The sequence below is a fragment of the Herbaspirillum sp. BH-1 genome (assembly GCF_002870055.1).
Lineage (GTDB): Bacteria > Pseudomonadota > Gammaproteobacteria > Burkholderiales > Burkholderiaceae_D > Herbaspirillum > Herbaspirillum frisingense.
Genome location: NZ_PKOI01000018.1, coordinates 48,295 through 62,577, shown reverse-complemented (window position 1 = coordinate 62,577; position 14,283 = coordinate 48,295). Strand labels below are relative to the sequence as shown.

Annotated in this window: 28 protein-coding genes; all 28 read right to left on the bottom strand. The window is 57.4% G+C overall.

The genetic code is table 11. The features are described from left to right. Positions 1–61 precede the first annotated feature (61 nt). The 28 genes from rpsD to tuf all read right to left on the bottom strand — a co-directional run bounded on the left by rpsD (position 62) and on the right by tuf (position 14,248). Positions 62–685, bottom strand: coding sequence for a 30S ribosomal protein S4 (gene rpsD / locus HBH1_RS20080; protein WP_006464910.1), 624 nt, complete (start codon positions 683–685; stop codon positions 62–64). A 160-nt stretch (positions 686–845) separates the two neighbouring features. After that, positions 846–1,250, bottom strand: a complete 405-nt coding sequence (rpsK, locus tag HBH1_RS20075; RefSeq protein ID WP_006464911.1) for a 30S ribosomal protein S11 — start codon at positions 1,248–1,250, stop codon at positions 846–848. Positions 1,251–1,292: 42 nt separating this feature from the next. Next, complete coding sequence (gene rpsM / locus HBH1_RS20070; RefSeq protein WP_006464912.1) at positions 1,293–1,658, bottom strand: 30S ribosomal protein S13; 366 nt, start codon at positions 1,656–1,658, stop codon at positions 1,293–1,295. 28 nt (positions 1,659–1,686) lie between these two features. Then, positions 1,687–1,800, bottom strand: coding sequence for a 50S ribosomal protein L36 (gene rpmJ, locus HBH1_RS20065; protein ID WP_006464913.1), 114 nt, complete (start codon positions 1,798–1,800; stop codon positions 1,687–1,689). A 30-nt stretch (positions 1,801–1,830) separates the two neighbouring features. Beyond that, positions 1,831–2,049 carry a translation initiation factor IF-1 gene (gene infA, locus HBH1_RS20060; protein WP_005663428.1) on the bottom strand — a complete coding sequence of 73 codons (219 nt, stop codon included), beginning with the start codon at positions 2,047–2,049 and terminating at the stop codon, positions 1,831–1,833. A gap of 33 nt (positions 2,050–2,082) precedes the next feature. After that, complete coding sequence (gene secY / locus HBH1_RS20055; RefSeq protein ID WP_006464914.1) at positions 2,083–3,414, bottom strand: preprotein translocase subunit SecY; 1,332 nt, start codon at positions 3,412–3,414, stop codon at positions 2,083–2,085. A gap of 19 nt (positions 3,415–3,433) precedes the next feature. Beyond that, on the bottom strand, positions 3,434–3,868 hold the full coding sequence (gene rplO / locus HBH1_RS20050; protein WP_006464915.1) for a 50S ribosomal protein L15: 435 nt from the start codon (positions 3,866–3,868) through the stop codon (positions 3,434–3,436). Positions 3,869–3,894: 26 nt separating this feature from the next. Continuing rightward, on the bottom strand, positions 3,895–4,074 hold the full coding sequence (rpmD, locus tag HBH1_RS20045; RefSeq protein WP_006464916.1) for a 50S ribosomal protein L30: 180 nt from the start codon (positions 4,072–4,074) through the stop codon (positions 3,895–3,897). Between the two features lie 10 nt (positions 4,075–4,084). After that, on the bottom strand, positions 4,085–4,603 hold the full coding sequence (gene rpsE / locus HBH1_RS20040) for a 30S ribosomal protein S5 (RefSeq protein ID WP_006464917.1): 519 nt from the start codon (positions 4,601–4,603) through the stop codon (positions 4,085–4,087). A gap of 12 nt (positions 4,604–4,615) precedes the next feature. Beyond that, positions 4,616–4,978 (bottom strand): 50S ribosomal protein L18, encoded by a 363-nt coding sequence (rplR, locus tag HBH1_RS20035; protein WP_006464918.1) that lies wholly within the window; start codon positions 4,976–4,978, stop codon positions 4,616–4,618. A gap of 12 nt (positions 4,979–4,990) precedes the next feature. Then, positions 4,991–5,524 (bottom strand): 50S ribosomal protein L6, encoded by a 534-nt coding sequence (rplF, locus tag HBH1_RS20030; RefSeq protein ID WP_006464919.1) that lies wholly within the window; start codon positions 5,522–5,524, stop codon positions 4,991–4,993. Between the two features lie 10 nt (positions 5,525–5,534). Beyond that, complete coding sequence (gene rpsH, locus HBH1_RS20025) at positions 5,535–5,930, bottom strand: 30S ribosomal protein S8 (RefSeq protein ID WP_006464920.1); 396 nt, start codon at positions 5,928–5,930, stop codon at positions 5,535–5,537. Between the two features lie 14 nt (positions 5,931–5,944). Then, positions 5,945–6,250, bottom strand: coding sequence for a 30S ribosomal protein S14 (rpsN, locus tag HBH1_RS20020; protein ID WP_006464921.1), 306 nt, complete (start codon positions 6,248–6,250; stop codon positions 5,945–5,947). A gap of 7 nt (positions 6,251–6,257) precedes the next feature. Next, the gene (rplE, locus tag HBH1_RS20015; RefSeq protein ID WP_006464922.1) at positions 6,258–6,797 is read right to left on the bottom strand and encodes a 50S ribosomal protein L5; all 540 of its coding nucleotides are present in this window, start codon (positions 6,795–6,797) and stop codon (positions 6,258–6,260) included. A gap of 5 nt (positions 6,798–6,802) precedes the next feature. Continuing rightward, positions 6,803–7,117 carry a 50S ribosomal protein L24 gene (gene rplX / locus HBH1_RS20010; protein ID WP_006464923.1) on the bottom strand — a complete coding sequence of 105 codons (315 nt, stop codon included), beginning with the start codon at positions 7,115–7,117 and terminating at the stop codon, positions 6,803–6,805. A gap of 9 nt (positions 7,118–7,126) precedes the next feature. Continuing rightward, entirely contained in the window at positions 7,127–7,495 is a 369-nt protein-coding gene (gene rplN / locus HBH1_RS20005) for a 50S ribosomal protein L14 (protein WP_006464924.1), read from the bottom strand. 196 nt (positions 7,496–7,691) lie between these two features. Continuing rightward, positions 7,692–7,964 (bottom strand): 30S ribosomal protein S17, encoded by a 273-nt coding sequence (gene rpsQ / locus HBH1_RS20000; RefSeq protein WP_006464925.1) that lies wholly within the window; start codon positions 7,962–7,964, stop codon positions 7,692–7,694. Beyond that, positions 7,961–8,155 carry a 50S ribosomal protein L29 gene (gene rpmC / locus HBH1_RS19995; RefSeq protein WP_006464926.1) on the bottom strand — a complete coding sequence of 65 codons (195 nt, stop codon included), beginning with the start codon at positions 8,153–8,155 and terminating at the stop codon, positions 7,961–7,963. The genes rpsQ and rpmC overlap by 4 nt, the downstream gene beginning before the upstream one ends. 13 nt (positions 8,156–8,168) lie before the next feature. Next, positions 8,169–8,588, bottom strand: coding sequence for a 50S ribosomal protein L16 (gene rplP / locus HBH1_RS19990; protein WP_006464927.1), 420 nt, complete (start codon positions 8,586–8,588; stop codon positions 8,169–8,171). A gap of 2 nt (positions 8,589–8,590) precedes the next feature. Then, the gene (gene rpsC / locus HBH1_RS19985; RefSeq protein WP_006464928.1) at positions 8,591–9,409 is read right to left on the bottom strand and encodes a 30S ribosomal protein S3; all 819 of its coding nucleotides are present in this window, start codon (positions 9,407–9,409) and stop codon (positions 8,591–8,593) included. 9 nt (positions 9,410–9,418) lie between these two features. Further along, on the bottom strand, positions 9,419–9,751 hold the full coding sequence (gene rplV / locus HBH1_RS19980) for a 50S ribosomal protein L22 (RefSeq protein WP_008334132.1): 333 nt from the start codon (positions 9,749–9,751) through the stop codon (positions 9,419–9,421). Between the two features lie 6 nt (positions 9,752–9,757). Beyond that, positions 9,758–10,033, bottom strand: coding sequence for a 30S ribosomal protein S19 (gene rpsS, locus HBH1_RS19975; protein WP_006464930.1), 276 nt, complete (start codon positions 10,031–10,033; stop codon positions 9,758–9,760). A 10-nt stretch (positions 10,034–10,043) separates the two neighbouring features. Further along, on the bottom strand, positions 10,044–10,871 hold the full coding sequence (gene rplB / locus HBH1_RS19970) for a 50S ribosomal protein L2 (RefSeq protein WP_006464931.1): 828 nt from the start codon (positions 10,869–10,871) through the stop codon (positions 10,044–10,046). Beyond that, positions 10,871–11,188: a 50S ribosomal protein L23 gene (gene rplW, locus HBH1_RS19965; protein ID WP_102664103.1), complete on the bottom strand. Its 318-nt coding sequence runs from the start codon at positions 11,186–11,188 to the stop codon at positions 10,871–10,873. The genes rplB and rplW overlap by 1 nt, the downstream gene beginning before the upstream one ends. Continuing rightward, positions 11,185–11,805: a 50S ribosomal protein L4 gene (gene rplD, locus HBH1_RS19960; RefSeq protein ID WP_006464933.1), complete on the bottom strand. Its 621-nt coding sequence runs from the start codon at positions 11,803–11,805 to the stop codon at positions 11,185–11,187. The genes rplW and rplD overlap by 4 nt, the downstream gene beginning before the upstream one ends. 3 nt (positions 11,806–11,808) lie before the next feature. Beyond that, positions 11,809–12,477: a 50S ribosomal protein L3 gene (gene rplC, locus HBH1_RS19955; protein ID WP_013232185.1), complete on the bottom strand. Its 669-nt coding sequence runs from the start codon at positions 12,475–12,477 to the stop codon at positions 11,809–11,811. Between the two features lie 160 nt (positions 12,478–12,637). Then, on the bottom strand, positions 12,638–12,955 hold the full coding sequence (gene rpsJ / locus HBH1_RS19950) for a 30S ribosomal protein S10 (RefSeq protein ID WP_006464935.1): 318 nt from the start codon (positions 12,953–12,955) through the stop codon (positions 12,638–12,640). A gap of 102 nt (positions 12,956–13,057) precedes the next feature. Beyond that, positions 13,058–14,248: an elongation factor Tu gene (gene tuf / locus HBH1_RS19945; RefSeq protein WP_077234960.1), complete on the bottom strand. Its 1,191-nt coding sequence runs from the start codon at positions 14,246–14,248 to the stop codon at positions 13,058–13,060. Between the last annotated feature and the right edge of the window lie 35 nt (positions 14,249–14,283).

Sequence of the window (14,283 nt, the reverse complement as noted above, 5' to 3'; positions counted from 1 at the left end):
GATGGCAGTTCGGAAAAATGCCCACCATGAGGTGGGCACAGAGGTACAGCGGTACGGCGGATTAACGCGAGTACAGTTCGACGATCAGCGATTCGTTGACGTCGGCAGCGATTTCGCTACGGTCCGGAGCGGACTTGAAGGTACCTTCCAGCTTCTTCGAATCCACGGAAACCCACTGCGGGAAACCGTTCGATTCGGCCAGCGACAGGGCTTCGGCGATACGCACTTGCTTCTTGGCCTTTTCGCGGATGGCGACGACGTCACCAGCCTTGACCGAGTAGGAAGCGATGTTCACGACTTGACCGTTCACGGTCAGGGCCTTGTGGGACACCAGCTGACGCGCTTCAGCGCGGGTCGAGCCGAAGCCCATGCGGTAGACGACGTTGTCCAGACGCGATTCCAGCAGCTTCAGCAGGGTTTCGCCGGTGTTGCCCTTGCGGCGGTCGGCTTCGGCGAAGTAGCGGCGGAACTGACGCTCGAGGACGCCGTACATGCGCTTGACCTTCTGCTTTTCACGCAGCTGGTTGCCGTAGTCGGAAGTGCGGGCGCCGGAGGTACGGCCGTGTTGACCTGGCTTGGAATCCAGCTTGCACTTGGAATCCAGCGAGCGGCGTGCGCTCTTCAGGAACAGGTCGGTGCCTTCGCGGCGGGAGAGTTTTGCTTTGGGTCCGATATAACGTGCCACGGTATTTCCTTTATCAATGACGTCCCAGACTGCCGGACGCTAGTCTGACCTGCATGCGGTCAGACAGTGGTCTTAAGAACAAAACCCGCCAAGGTGATTGGCGGGTGATTTCCAGCGCTTTCACCTGAAGCCAGGCGAAAGCGCAAGATTATACTACAACTTAGATGCGACGGCGCTTCGGCGGACGGCAACCGTTGTGCGGGACCGGGGTCACGTCCTGGATCTGGGTGATCTTGATGCCCAGGTTGTTCAGAGCGCGCACTGCGGATTCACGGCCCGGGCCAGGGCCCTTGATACGCACTTCCAGGTTCTTGATGCCGCATTCGATCGCGACCTTGCCGGCGCTTTCAGCGGCGACCTGGGCGGCGAACGGAGTCGACTTGCGCGAACCCTTGAAGCCAGCACCACCCGAGGTCGCCCACGACAGGGCATTGCCCTGACGGTCGGTGATCGTGATGATGGTGTTGTTGAACGAAGCGTGAACGTGCGCGATGCCTTCAGCAACGTTCTTCTTAACTTTCTTACGAACACGCGATGCTGCTGCGTTGTTGGGGGACTTTGCCATAATTTCTTCCTTGAATCCGACCAGTGCTTGCGCCTGCCGGGATTATTTCTTCAGCGATTGAGCGGCCTTGCGCGGACCCTTGCGAGTACGGGCGTTGGTGCGGGTGCGTTGACCACGAACCGGCAGGCCACGACGGTGACGCAGACCGCGGTAGCAACCCAGGTCCATCAAACGCTTGATGTTCATGGACAACTCACGGCGCAGATCGCCTTCCACGACGAACTTGGCGATTTCGTCACGCAGCTTTTCCAGCTCGTTATCGTCCAGGTCCTTGACCTTCTTGTTGGTCGGAACGCCGGTAGCAGCGCAAATGTCTTGTGCGCGCGGACGGCCAATACCATAGATGGCGGTCAGGCCGATTACGGTGTGCTGATGGTTGGGGATGTTGACCCCTGCAATACGTGCCATTCGTTATTCCTCGATCAATAACGTTAAGTTAACCCTGGCGCTGCTTGTGACGGGGTTCGGTGCAGATCACACGAACGACGCCATTGCGCTTGATGATTTTGCAGTTGCGGCAGATCCGCTTGACTGATGCGAGCACTTTCATTGTGGCCCTCTTTCTTTCAATGTTTCACTGTTACTTGGTTCGGAACACGATACGTGCCCGGCTCAAATCGTAAGGCGTCAGTTCCACCGTTACCTTATCGCCAGGCAGGATACGGATGTAATTCATGCGCATCTTGCCGGAAATATGGCCGAGTACAACGTGACCGTTTTCCAACTTAACCCTGAATGTCGCGTTGGGCAGATTTTCAAGAATCTCGCCCTGCATCTGAATAACGTCGTCTTTTGCCATTCCGTGTCTTCTTCCTCTGGGGCATGAGGCCGCTTATCGCGGTGTCATGCCACCCTTGAAATTAGCTTTGCGGAGCAACGATTCATACTGCTGAGACATCACATAGTTCTGCACTTGGGCCATGAAATCCATCGTCACGACCACAATGATCAGCAGCGATGTGCCACCGAAATAGAACGGTACCTTCCAGCGTGCGATCAGGAACTCTGGCAACAGGCACACCAGAGTGATGTACACGGCGCCGGCCAGGGTCAGGCGCATCAGGATCTTGTCGATATAACGCGCCGTCTGATCACCCGGACGGATACCCGGAACAAACGCACCACTCTTCTTCAGGTTGTCTGCCGTTTCCTTGCTGTTGAACACCAGTGCGGTGTAGAAGAAGCAGAAGAAGACGATAGCCACCGCATACAGCAAGGCATGGATCGGTTCGCCTGGTGCCATCGATGCCGCCAGATCCTTCAGGAAACGAATGAAGGGATTTGACGAATCACCCGATGTGAACCAGCTGGTGATCGTGGCCGGGAACAGGATGATCGACGATGCAAAGATCGGCGGGATCACGCCAGCCATGTTCAGCTTCAGCGGCAGGTGGCTGCTTTGACCACCGTAGATCTTGTTGCCGACCTGACGCTTCGCATAGTTCACCAGGATCTTGCGCTGGCCACGTTCGATGAAGACCACCAGGAACGTCACCAGAGCCACGATCACGCAGATCAGGATCGCCGACAGGGCATTCATCGAACCGGTACGAACCAGCTCGAACAAGCCACCCAGAGCATTCGGCAGGCCTGCTGCAATACCCGCGAAGATGATGATCGAGATGCCATTGCCCAGACCCCGTTCGGTGATCTGTTCGCCCAGCCACATCAGGAACATCGTGCCGGTGATGAGTGTCACCACCGTGGTCATACGGAAGGCCAGACCCGGATCCAGCACCAGGCCAGCTTGCGATTCCAGCGCCACCGCAATGCCCAGCGCCTGGAAGGTCGCCAGCACCAGGGTGCCGTAACGGGTGTACTGCGTGATCTTGCGACGACCGGCTTCACCCTCTTTCTTCAATGCTTCCAGCTGCGGCGAAACCACCGACAGCAGCTGCATGATGATCGATGCCGAGATATACGGCATGATCCCCAGTGCGAAGATCGTAAAGCGCGACAGGGCACCACCGGAGAACATGTTGAACATGCCCAGAATGCCGCCCTGATTCTGCTTGAACAGCTGCGCCAACTGCGTCGGATCAATACCCGGAACCGGGATATGTGCACCGATGCGATAAACGATCAACGCTCCCAGCAGGAACCACAAACGCCCCCAAGGGAAGCCTTTTGCGGCACCTTTCGCTAATTGAGGAGTAGTTGCCAATTAATGCTCCGGGACCGGATCACTCAGCGATGGAACCACCGGCTGCTTCGATAGCGGCCTTGGCACCAGCAGTTGCGATCAGACCCTTGACGGTTACCTTCTTGGTCAGTTCGCCAGCCTTGATGATACGCACGACACGAGCCAGTTCCGACACCAGGCCGGCTTGCTTCAGTGCCAGCACGTCGATCTCGGCGACGGGCAGCTTTTCCAGGTCGGACAGGCGCACTTCAGCCTTGTAAGGCGTAGCCAGCGACTTGAAACCGCGCTTGGGCAGACGACGTTGCAGGGGCATCTGGCCGCCTTCGAAGCCGACCTTGTGGAAACCGCCCGAACGCGACTTCTGACCCTTGTGACCGCGACCTGCGGTCTTGCCCAGGCCAGAGCCGATACCACGACCGACGCGACGCTTAGCGTGCTTCGCGCCTTCTGCGGGTTGGATAGTGTTTAATTGCATGATTCGCTCCGTTCGCAAGCTGACGCTTACGACACCACTTTCACAAGATAGGACACTTTGTTGATCATGCCACGCACCGACGGGGTGTCTTCCAGTTCGGACACCGAGTTGACGCGACGCAGACCCAGACCGCGCACGGTTGCGCGGTGGTCCTGACGAGTACCGATCAGACCCTTGACCAGCTTGACTTTGATTGTGTTAGCCATCTCGATCACCTTAGCCCAGGATTTCTTCGACCGACTTGCCGCGCTTGGCAGCAATTTCAGCCGGAGTGTTCATCTTCGACAGACCGTCCAGGGTGGCACGGACCATGTTGTAGGGGTTGGTCGAACCGGTCGACTTGGCCACCACGTTGGTCACGCCCATCACCTCGAAGATCGCGCGCATCGGACCACCGGCGATGACGCCAGTACCGTCCTTGGCCGGCGAGATCATCACCGACGAAGCGCCGTGCTTGCCGATGACGGTGTGCTGCACGGTACCGTTCTTCAGGGTGACCTTGATCAGCTTGCGACGTGCTTCTTCCATTGCCTTCTGCACGGCGACGGGCACTTCCTTGGACTTGCCCTTGCCCATGCCGATGCGGCCATCGCCGTCACCAACCACTGCCAGCGCTGCGAAACCCATGATGCGGCCACCCTTCACCACCTTGGTGACGCGGTTGACTGCGATCATCTTTTCGCGCATGCCGTCATCAGGCTTGTCGCTTTGCGTTTTCGATTGCATTTTTGCCATGATCGATAATCCTTAGAACTTCAGGCCGGCTTCACGCGCAGCCTCAGCCAGCGCCTTGACGCGACCGTGATAACGGAAACCGGAGCGGTCGAATGCGACTTCAGTCACACCGGCCTTCAGAGCCTTCTCTGCAACGCGCTTGCCGATCAGGGCGGCAGCGGCGGCATTGCCACCCTTGCCGGATTGACCAGCCAGCTCGGCGCGGACTTCTGCTTCCAGGGTGGAAGCGGAGGCCAGCACGTTGGCGTCGGGGCCGATGACGCTGGCGTAGATGTGCGTATTGGTACGGTGCACAGCCAGACGATTCACCTTCAGTTCTGCGATCTTGGCGCGAGTCTGAGTCGCACGGCGCAGGCGAGATTGTTTCTTGTCCATCGTCAACCCCTATTACTTCTTCTTGGTTTCTTTGAGCGTCACCACTTCGTCAGCGTAGCGCACACCCTTGCCCTTATAGGGTTCGGGTTCGCGGTACGCGCGAATTTCAGCGGCGACCTGGCCAACCACCTGGCGATCGATACCCTTGATCAGGATTTCGGTCTGGGTCGGGGTCTCAACCTTGATGCCGGCAGGCATCTGGTGAACGATGGGGTGCGAGAAGCCCAGCGACAGGTTCAGCTTGTCGCCTTGTGCTTGTGCACGGAAACCCACGCCGACCAGGTTCAGCTTCTTTTCGAAGCCCTTGGTGACGCCGTTGACCATGTTGTTGACCAGAGCACGCAGGGTGCCCGACATCGCGTTGGCTTCGCGGCTGTCGTCAGCCACTTCGAAGCTCAGCGAGCCATTGTTGTTGACCACCTTGACCTTCTTGGTCAGCGGTTGGGTCAAGGAGCCCAGCGGGCCCTTGACGGTGATTTGCTCTGCAGTGATGGTCGCTTCCGCGCCACTCGGCAGTGCAACAGGCATTTTACCTACACGAGACATCTTGCACTCCTTAGGCCACGTAGCAAATCACTTCGCCACCGACACCGGTTGCGCGTGCTTTGCGGTCAGTCATCACGCCGCGCGGGGTGGACACAATCGCCACACCCAGGCCATTCATGACGTTCGGAATATCATCCTTGCCCTTGTAGATGCGCAGACCCGGACGGGACACGCGCTCCAGGCGCTCGATGACCGGACGGCCAGCGTAATACTTCAAACCGATTTTCAATTCAGCCTTGCCATCTGCGGCAACCACGGCGAAATCTTCGATATAACCCTCGTCCTTGAGGACGTTGGCAATGGCAACCTTCACCTTGGAAGACGGCATGACGACGGTGGTCTTGTTCACGCCTTGTGCATTGCGGATACGGGTCAGCATATCGGCGATAGGATCGCTCATACTCATTGCTTCTTCTCCTATTACCAGCTAGCTTTGGTCAAACCCGGGATTTCGCCGCGCATGGCGATTTCACGGACCTTGATACGGCCCAATCCGAACTTGCGGAAAGTACCACGGGGACGGCCAGTCAGCGCGCAACGGTTACGTTGGCGGGTCGGAGCCGAGTTACGGGGCAGCGCCTGCAGCTTCAGACGTGCTTCGTAACGCTCTTCATCCGACTTCGATTGGTCGTCGATAATAGCCTTCAACTCGGCGCGCTTGGCAGCATACTTCTTCACCATTTCTGCGCGCTTCTGTTCACGGTTAATCAGTGCCAGTTTTGCCATGGCATCCTCAGTTTCTGAACGGGAATTTAAATGCGGCGAGAAGCGCCTTCGCTTCGTCGTCGGTCTTTGCAGTCGTGGTGATGCTGATGTTCATGCCACGCAGTGCATCGATCTTGTCGTACTCGATTTCGGGGAAGATGATCTGCTCTTTCACACCGATGTTGTAGTTGCCACGACCGTCGAACGCACGACCCGACACACCACGGAAGTCACGCACGCGCGGCAGGGCCACGGTGATCAGACGATCCAGGAATTCGTACATGCGGGCGCCACGCAGGGTCACCATGCAACCGATCGGATAGCCTTCGCGGATCTTGAAACCTGCGATAGCCTTGCGAGCCTTGGTCACCACCGGCTTCTGGCCAGCGATCTTGGTCAGATCGCCAACGGCGTGCTCGATGATCTTCTTGTCCGCAACTGCTTCCGACAGACCCATGTTCAGGGTGATCTTCAGGATGCGCGGAACTTCCATCACCGACTTGTACGAATACTTCGTAGTCAGATCGGCGACGACCTTATCTTTATAAAACTGTTGAAGACGTGCCATGATGTTTAAACCTTAACGACTTCGCCGTTGGACTTGTAAGCGCGGACCTTCTTGCCGTCCACTTCCTTGTAAGCCACACGATCTGCCTTGCCGGTCGCAGCGTTGAACAACGCGACGTTCGACACATGAATTGGCATCAGCTTATCGACGATGCCGCCAGTTGCACCAGTCATCGGATTGGGACGGGTCGCCTTCTTTGCGACATTCACGCCTTCCACGACGACATAATCGGCGCTGACGCGAGCAGTCACGACACCGCGCTTGCCCTTGTCTTTGCCGGTCAACACGATGACTTCATCGTTTTTACGAATCTTTGCCATGACCACTCCTTACAGAACTTCAGGTGCCAGGGAGACGATCTTCATGAAGCGCTCTGTACGCAGCTCACGAGTCACCGGCCCAAAGATACGGGTGCCGATGGGCTCCAGCTTGGCGTTCAGCAGGACGGCAGCATTACCATCGAACTTGACCAGCGAACCATCCTGACGACGCACGCCCTTGGCGGTGCGAACGACGACAGCGTTATAAATTTCACCCTTCTTGACGCGACCACGCGGTGCTGCGCTCTTGACAGTAACCTTGATCACATCGCCAATGCCCGCATAGCGGCGCTTGGAACCACCCAAGACCTTGATGCACAGAACTTCGCGCGCACCAGTGTTGTCGGCCACTTCGAGCCGGCTTTCAGTTTGAATCATGATATTTTCTTTCCCAACTTAATCCGCTTCGCACGATGCGCTGGCGGTCAGTCTTGGTCCTGTTAGCAAGCGAACTCGCTAGTTAGGGGACGAATAGAGCTACTCTTGAGCCTTTCTTTGCAGGCTTATGCTTACAAAGAAAGAGCTCGATATTATGGCAGCATAATATCGAGCACGCAAGTACTACATTTACTACTTAGACGATTTGTGCTTCCTGCACCACACGGGTCACAGTCCACGACTTCGTCTTGGAGATCGGACGGCTTTCGGTGATTTCCACCACATCGCCGGCCTTCGCCGAGTTTTGCTCATCATGCGCATGGTACTTCTTGGTGCGCTTGATGATCTTGCCGTACAGCGGGTGCTTCATTTGACGCTCGATTTCGACAGTGACGGTCTTGTCCATCTTGTCCGACACAACTTTGCCAATCAGCGTGCGCTTGAGCGCTTGTTTCACTTGATCGTTCATTGTTGGCCATCCTTCGAGTTGATCACAGTTTTCACACGTGCGATGTCGCGACGTACCTTCTTCAGCTGTGCGGTATTGTTCAGTTGCTGGGTCGCAATTTGCATGCGCAGGCTGAACTGGGCCTTCAACAGCTCGCCCAGTTCCTTTTCCAGCCCTGCCTTGTCCTTACCGCGGAGTTCCGATGCTTTCATGTTCCGCTCCTAATTATTGACCGACTTGGCGAACAACGAAAGTCGTCGCAAGCGGCAATTTGGCAGCAGCCAAACGGAACGCCTCGCGAGCCAGGGTTTCGTCCACACCGTCCATCTCGTACAGTACCTTACCCGGCTGGATTTCAGCCACGTAGTACTCCGGATTGCCCTTACCGTTACCCATACGCACTTCAGCAGGCTTCTGGGAGATTGGCTTGTCCGGGAAAACGCGGATCCAGATACGACCACCGCGCTTGATGTGACGGGTCATCGCGCGACGAGCAGCTTCGATCTGACGAGCAGTGATACGGCCGCGGCCGACTGCCTTCAGACCAAAATCGCCGAACGAGACGGCGGTTCCGCGGGTGTGCGAAATGCCGGTGTTACGACCTTTTTGTTCTTTACGATATTTTCTACGTGCTGGTTGCAGCATGATTATTCTCCTGCTTTCTCAGCCGACACACCGGCATCGGCAGCTTGAGGACGACCACCGCCACGCTTTGCACCGGCGCCAGGAGCACCAGTCTTGGAGCGGGGACGTGCACCCGGCTTGCCGTCGTCACGACGGGGACCACGACGCTTCTTGTCGTCTTCCGGTTCACCGACCAGCACCGGCGCTTCGCCGTTTGCCAGGCGATCGCCCTTGTAGACCCACACCTTCACACCGATGATGCCGTAGGTGGTTTCAGCTTCGCCGAAGCCATAGTCGATATCGGCGCGCAGGGTGTGCAGGGGCACACGGCCTTCACGGTACCATTCGGTACGTGCGATTTCGATGCCGTTCAGACGACCCGACGACATGATCTTGATGCCTTGGGCGCCCAGACGCATGGCGTTCTGCATCGCACGCTTCATGGCGCGACGGAACATGATGCGCTTTTCCAGCTGCTGGCAGATCGAGTCAGCGATCAGCTGAGCATCGGCTTCCGGCTTGCGGATTTCTTCGATGTTGACGTGCACGGGCACGCCCATCAGCTTGGCCAGTGCCGACTTCAGCACTTCGATGTCTTCACCCTTCTTGCCAATCACAACGCCCGGACGGGAGCTGTAAATGGTGATGCGGGCATTCTTGGCCGGACGCTCGATGACCACACGGCCGACCGAGGCGTTCTTCAGCTTCTTCTTCAGGTAAGCACGGACCTTCAGGTCCTCGTTGAGCATGTCGGCAAAGTTGTTGTTGCCTGCATACCAACGCGAGCCCCAGTTACGTGTAACCGCCAGACGGAAACCGGTTGGATGAATCTTCTGTCCCATCGTGACTCCTTAGTTTCCGACGGTCACGTAGATGTGACACGACTGCTTGGAAATACGATCACCACGGCCCTTTGCACGCGCTGTGAAGCGCTTCAGGACCGCACCCTTTTCCACATAAATGGTCTTGACTTTCAGCTCGTCAATGTCGGCACCATCGTTGTGTTCGGCGTTCGCGATTGCGGACTCCAGAACCTTCTTGATGATGACCGCGCCCTTCTTGGGGCTGAAGGCCAAGATATTCAGTGCCTGATCAACTTTTTTACCGCGGATCAGGTCTGCAACCAGGCGGCCTTTCTGGGCCGACAGGTGCACACCGCGCAGAGTAGCTTTAGTTTCCATCATAGGACCTTATTTCTTAGCCTTCTTATCGGCAGCGTGACCCTTGAAAGTACGGGTCAGCGCGAATTCGCCGAGCTTGTGACCAACCATGTTTTCCGACACATAGACAGGCACGTGTGCCTTGCCGTTGTGCACGGCGATGGTCAGACCGATGAAGTCGGGCATGATGGTCGAACGACGCGACCAGGTCTTGATCGGCTTCTTGTCCTTGGTAGCCTGGGCAGCCTCAACCTTTTTCACCAGGTGGGCGTCGCAGAAAGGACCTTTTTTCAATGAACGTGTCATGTTTTATCCTTTATTTCTTGCCGCGACGCGAGACAATCATCGAAGTCGTACGCTTGTTGCTACGAGTCTTCTTGCCCTTGGTCTGCTGGCCCCACGGCGAAACCGGGTGACGGCCAGCGGCGGTCTTGCCTTCACCACCACCGTGCGGGTGATCCACCGGGTTCATGACAACGCCACGAACGGTCGGACGCACACCGCGCCAACGGGTTGCACCGGCCTTACCGATCTTGCGCAGGTTGTGCTCGCCGTTACCGACTTCACCGATGGTGGCGCGGCATTCGATGTGAACGCGACGCACTTCACCGGAGCGCAGGCGAACCTGAGCGTAGGTACCTTCGCGTGCCATCAGCACGACAGCGGCACCGGCGGTACGGGCGATTTGAGCACCCTTGCCCGGCAGCATTTCCACGCAGTGGATGGTGGTACCGACTGGGATGTTGCGGATCGGCAGGGTGTTGCCCGACTTGATCGGAGCTTCAGAACCGCTGATCAGCTGATCGCCAACCGACACGCCCTTGGGAGCGATGATGTACTTGCGCTCGCCGTCCGCGTAGCACAGCAGTGCGATGTGCGCGGTACGGTTCGGGTCGTATTCGATACGCTCGACCTTGGCCGGAATGCCATCCTTGTTGCGACGGAAGTCGACAACACGGTAGTGCTGCTTGTGACCACCGCCGATGTGGCGGGTGGTGATGTGGCCGTTGTTGTTACGGCCGGCGGTCTTGGACTTCTTTTCGACCAGCGATGCCAGCGGACGGCCCTTGTACAGGTCGGGATTGACGACCTTGACCATGCCGCGCCGACCGGGCGAGGTCGGCTTCACTTTTACGAGTGCCATTATTTAGCCTCCTCGGTGAAGTTGATTTCTTGACCCGGCTTCAGGCTGACGAAAGCACGGCGGGTGTGGTTGCGACGACCCATACCGTTCTTCGAGCGCTTCTGCTTGCCCTGACGGTTGGCGACTTGCACCGAATCCACTTCCACCTTGAACAGCAGTTCGACGGCGGCCTTGACTTCCAGCTTGGTAGCATCCTTGGCGACCAGGAAGACGACTTGCTCGTTCTTCTCGGCGACGAAAGTTGCCTTTTCGGAGATCACCGGTGCCAGCAGCACCTTCATCAGGCGCTCTTCGCTATGTTTCACGATTGCGTTCATGCCAGCAACTCCTCAATCTTTGCCAGAGCCGGCTTGGTGATCAAGACATTCTTGAAGTACACCAGCGACACGGGATCAGCTTGACGCGGCTCGACCACCAGCACGCCCGGCAGATTGCGCGAGGCCAGCAGCAGCTTTTCGTCCAGGCTGTCGGTAATAACCAGCACCGATTCCATGCCCATGCCCTTCAGCTTTTGGGCCAGCAGCTTGGTCTTCGGGGCTTCGACGGCGAATTCTTCCACGACCGACAGGCGGCCTTCACGTGCCAACTGGGACAGGATCGAGCAGACACCTGCGCGATACATCTTCTTGTTGACCTTGTGGGTGAAGTTTTCGTCAGGCGAGTTCGGGAAGATACGACCACCACCGCGCCACAGAGGCGACGAGGACATACCGGCACGTGCACGGCCAGTACCCTTTTGACGCCAAGGCTTCTTGGTGGTGTGGCTGACTTCTTCACGATCCTTTTGCTTGCGATTGCCGCTACGAGCGTTAGCTTGGTAGGCAACCACGACCTGGTGGATCAGGGCTTCGTTGTAGTCACGACCGAAAATGGTATCCGGTGCGGCGACGTTCGAAGCAGCTTGACCTTGGTCATTCAGGAGCTTCAGTTCCATTGATTAAGCCCCCTTCTTCGCTTTGACTTTGACTGCCGGCGAAACGATCACTTGACCGTTCTTGGCGCCGGGAACGGCACCCTTCACCAACAGCAATTGACGCTCTGCGTCCACACGGGCGATTTCCAGGTTCTGGACGGTGGTCTTGACATCACCCAGATGACCGGTCATGCGCTTGCCGGGGAACACGCGGCCCGGATCCTGCGCCATACCGATGGAGCCAGGAACGTTGTGCGAGCGGGAGTTACCGTGGGTCGCGCGACCCGACGAGAAGTTGTAACGCTTGATGGTACCGGCGTAGCCCTTACCGATCGACACGCCTTGCACGTCGACTTTCTGGCCAGCTTCAAACATGCCGATGCCAACGACGTCGCCTGCCTTCAGTTCGGCAGCCTTGGAAGCGTCAACACGGAATTCTTTGAGGACAGTACCTGCCTCGACGCCAGCTTTGGCGAAGTGGCCGGCGGCGGCTTTCACCACGCGCGAAGCGCGGCGTTGACCGAAGGTCACCTGAACAGCGGAATAACCATCCACTTCAGGCGTTTTGATTTGTGTCACGCGGTTGTTGGACACGTCCAGCACGGTCACAGGGATCGAATCCCCATCTTCCGTGAAGATGCGCATCATACCAACCTTGCGACCAACAAGGCCCAGGCTCATTGTTTTCTCCATTCCCGCCTGCGATTGGGCGGGGCTGATGTTCGTACTACCATAAATTGCAGGCTTTGCGGACGCAAAACCCACATCGAAGCCGAGTATTATAGCCCCTAAAAGAAAAGCGCACAACCGAGGTTGTGCGCTTTTCCAACACTACACCTGCTGATGACTGCAATTACTGCAGCTTGATTTCGACATCAACGCCAGCGGGCAGGTCCAGCTTCATCAATGCGTCAACCGTCTTGTCGGTCGGATCGACGATATCCATCAGGCGCTGATGGGTACGGATTTCGAACTGATCGCGGGAAGTCTTGTTGACGTGCGGCGAACGCAGGACGTCGAAGCGCTGGATGCGGGTCGGCAGGGGAACCGGGCCCTTGACGACAGCGCCGGTACGCTTGGCGGTGTCAACGATTTCCAGTGCGGACTGGTCGATCAGACGATAGTCGAAAGCTTTCAGACGGATACGGATTTTTTGGCTAGGAACCGACATGATTTTCCTTTAAAGAACGAACCGGGGATGGGGATCATCCCCGGCGATGTTAAAAATGCGACTAGTGTTGCTTGTTGCTTTGCTGCTACTGCGATTCGACGATTAGTCGAAGATCTTGGCGACGACGCCGGCGCCGACGGTACGACCGCCTTCACGGATAGCGAAACGCAGACCTTCTTCCATGGCGATCGGGTTGATCAGTTGCACGGTGATCGACACGTTGTCGCCCGGCATGACCATTTCCTTGTCCTTCGGCAGTTCGATCGCACCGGTCACGTCAGTGGTACGGAAGTAGAACTGCGGGCGGTAGTTGTTGAAGAACGGGGTGTGACGGCCGCCTTCGTCCTTCGACAGAACATAGATCTCGCCGGTGAAGTGCTTGTGCGGCTTGATCGAACCCGGCTTGGCCAGAACCTGGCCACGTTGCACGTCTTCACGCTTGGTACCGCGCAGCAGAACGCCAACGTTGTCGCCAGCCTGACCTTGGTCCAGCAGCTTGCGGAACATTTCCACGCCGGTGCAGGTGGTCTTCTGGGTGTCAGCGATACCGACGATTTCGATTTCTTCGCCGACCTTGACGATACCGCGCTCAACGCGACCGGTCACCACGGTGCCACGGCCAGAGATCGAGAACACGTCTTCCACCGGCATCAGGAAGGTACCGTCAACAGCACGTTCCGGGGTCGGGATGTAGGTGTCCAGCGCTTCAGCCAGGGCCATGATCGCTTGCTCGCCCAGGGGACCGGTGTCGCCTTCCAGCGCCAGCTTGGCCGAACCCTTCACGATGGGCAGGTCGTCGCCAGGGAACTCGTACTTCGACAGCAGTTCACGGACTTCCATTTCCACCAGTTCCAGCAGTTCTTCGTCATCCACCATGTCAGCCTTGTTCAGGAAGACGATGATGTAAGGAACGCCGACCTGACGCGACAGCAGGATGTGTTCACGGGTCTGGGGCATCGGGCCGTCAGCGGCCGAGCACACCAGGATCGCGCCGTCCATCTGCGCAGCGCCGGTGATCATGTTCTTCACATAGTCGGCGTGGCCTGGGCAGTCAACGTGGGCGTAGTGACGGTTGGCGGTTTCGTATTCGACGTGCGCGGTGTTGATGGTGATGCCGCGGGCCTTTTCTTCAGGCGCTGCGTCGATCTGGTCGTATGCCTTCGCTTCGCCGCCGAACTTCTTCGACAGAACGGTTGCGATTGCAGCGGTCAGGGTGGTCTTGCCGTGGTCAACGTGACCGATGGTGCCGACGTTCACGTGCGGCTTGGTCCGTTCAAACTTGCCTTTTGCCATTTTAAATTTCCTTCAAAAGAACGATGTGTTCGATG